2 protein-coding genes are annotated in these 2109 nt (G+C 36.0%); one reads left to right on the top strand and one right to left on the bottom strand.

Annotation, left to right across the window (positions count from 1 at the left end; genetic code table 11):
* Window positions 1–460: 460 nt before the first annotated feature.
* Entirely contained in the window at window positions 461–1087 is a 627-nt protein-coding gene (locus AFK68_RS00565; protein ID WP_094670804.1) for a precorrin-8X methylmutase, read from the bottom strand.
* A gap of 234 nt (window positions 1088–1321) precedes the next feature.
* On the opposite strand from AFK68_RS00565, the gene AFK68_RS00560 reads away from it, so the two are divergent.
* The gene (locus AFK68_RS00560) at window positions 1322–1552 is read left to right on the top strand and encodes a hypothetical protein (protein WP_094670802.1); all 231 of its coding nucleotides are present in this window, start codon (window positions 1322–1324) and stop codon (window positions 1550–1552) included.
* The last annotated feature ends 557 nt before the right edge of the window (window positions 1553–2109 follow it).

Raw genomic sequence — 2109 nt, 5'->3', positions numbered from 1 at the left:
TGCGTTTTGCTGCGCAACATTAAAAGCAAAGCGTAACGCACTGACATATTAGACCTCTTCGGAATAAGACAGAAGTTAAACTCTTATCCTGAAATATTTCACCCAACTTAAAGCTCAAAAATACTCTTGCCGAAAAATTAAGGTATAAAGCCTCTCCTTTCAGGGAGAAAAAAAGAAAAAATTTTCCTTTTCACCAATCCTCTTCTTTTGAAGAAGAGGTAATTATGGTTTAAAAATCAAAGATAAAAGCATTAATATATAAAGGCTTTAGCCATTTTACGTCTGGAAAAAGTACCAACTTTTCAGTTGATATATCTGAAAAATTGAGCATCTTGGGGTACGCGAGGCAGAAAAATTAAGGGACTATTTTTCTAACTACCTACTTTATAATTCCCATTCCTCCTGACTCCTGACTCCTCCTCCCTACTAAAAAACTTATTCAGCAAGCTCTAATTATTAATTATTGAACTTGGCCTTGTTTACCATAAGCCTGCCAAGCCAAGTCTACCAAACCATTAATAATAGCAACTGCTACTACGGCACTACCCTTACGACCATCAATTCTAATATGAGGAATCATTGAATCATACAAACGTGACTTCGCGACATCAACCCCCACAAAACCAGAAGGAGTACCAATAACTAAAGCAGGTCTAATTTCTTCGGCTTCAATTAAATCAACAATTGCAGACAGAGCTGTTTGAGCTTGACCAATAACAAAAATACCTTCTGGATAACGTCTAGCTAAAGTTTCAATTCCCCAAGCTGCATTAGTTTTTTCTTTCTGAGGTCTAGTTATAGCATCCATTGAACAATAAACTGGGTTAGCAAAGGTACTTTGAATAACTGAGGTAATACCTACTTGTACCATTGGCACATCTACCACAATAGTTGTACGAGCTGCCAAAGCAGCGGCTCCAGACTGTAAAGCATGTTCAGAGAAACTAATTAGGGACTTATATTCAAAGTCTGCTGTAGCATATATTACCCGTCTAACTATCTCATACTCTGCGGGAGATAAAGCATGAGGGCCAATTTCCCTGTCTATAATTCCTAAGCTTTGGGCGTCTGTGATGTGCCATTCCATATCAAATTATTCCCCTGTATACCCTGTATATAGTTATAGTTAATAGTTTAGATAGTCAGTTGAGAAGCCTACTGGCTTATTGTGAGCGCCATAAGCTCTGGGAGTAGATCACAGAAATTAGCACTACAGTACATCTGTACCATAGATATTTAAACTTAGCTATTAGCTTTTTTCTTTTAATAATATTTGTAATCTAACTATCGTCAACTATACTTCACTGCAACTACTATATAAATGGTCAACCGTCGGCAATTTTTACTTACCTCTGCTTTGCTTGGTAGTGGGTTAATCGCTACTAATTCAATACTAAAATCAAAAACAAACCAATATTCTGCACCAGGGATTATTACTTCAGATAAGATGCGTCCTCAAATTCCTTATGGAGTTGCTAGTGGAGATATTTCTGCTGAAGGAAAGGCGGTAATGAGTGAGTCGGAGCGATCGCCCTCAAAATTTATAGTATGACAAAGCAATTGAAAAATTTTGACTACTTCTTTTCTTAATTCTTGCAAAATTAATTTCAAAAAAATCAACTAAATAGGGAACGCCCAGTATAAGTTTTACTCATCAATTTAGATTTTAATATTGTTTTTTATAAATATAATCAGCCTCATTTTTCCCAGGTCGTAACAAATTATTTCACGAGCTTGCGTTATTTCAAAGATTTGGTATCATATCCTGTACATAAGGTATTGTGCCAATGTTGTATCTAAACCTGAGAAAATACTAGGTATAGAACCCTACAATCAAGTGTTTTCGTGTTTTTTGATCTTAAATTTGCTAATTTTGAGCCGAGGGGGATAACCTCAAAAAAACAAAATTCAAACAAGAGCAAATATTCAAGAAATTCGATAATTTGACAAAATGGTGGATATAAGGTATAAAGCCAAAATACTTAGGGTTTGCTGAAAAAGTCTTTTTTAATGAGTAGAGGAGCGGGGGAGTAGGGGAGTAGGGGAGTAGGGGAGTAGGGGAGTAATTTTTTTTCCTAACTCAGCAGCGAAAATACTAAGTAAGTTCTG

This window comes from Hydrocoleum sp. CS-953 (assembly GCF_002260545.1).
Lineage (GTDB): Bacteria > Cyanobacteriota > Cyanobacteriia > Cyanobacteriales > Microcoleaceae > Trichodesmium.
The sequence above is the reverse complement of the archived record's forward strand: the minus strand, read 5'-3'. Positions and strand labels throughout refer to the sequence as shown.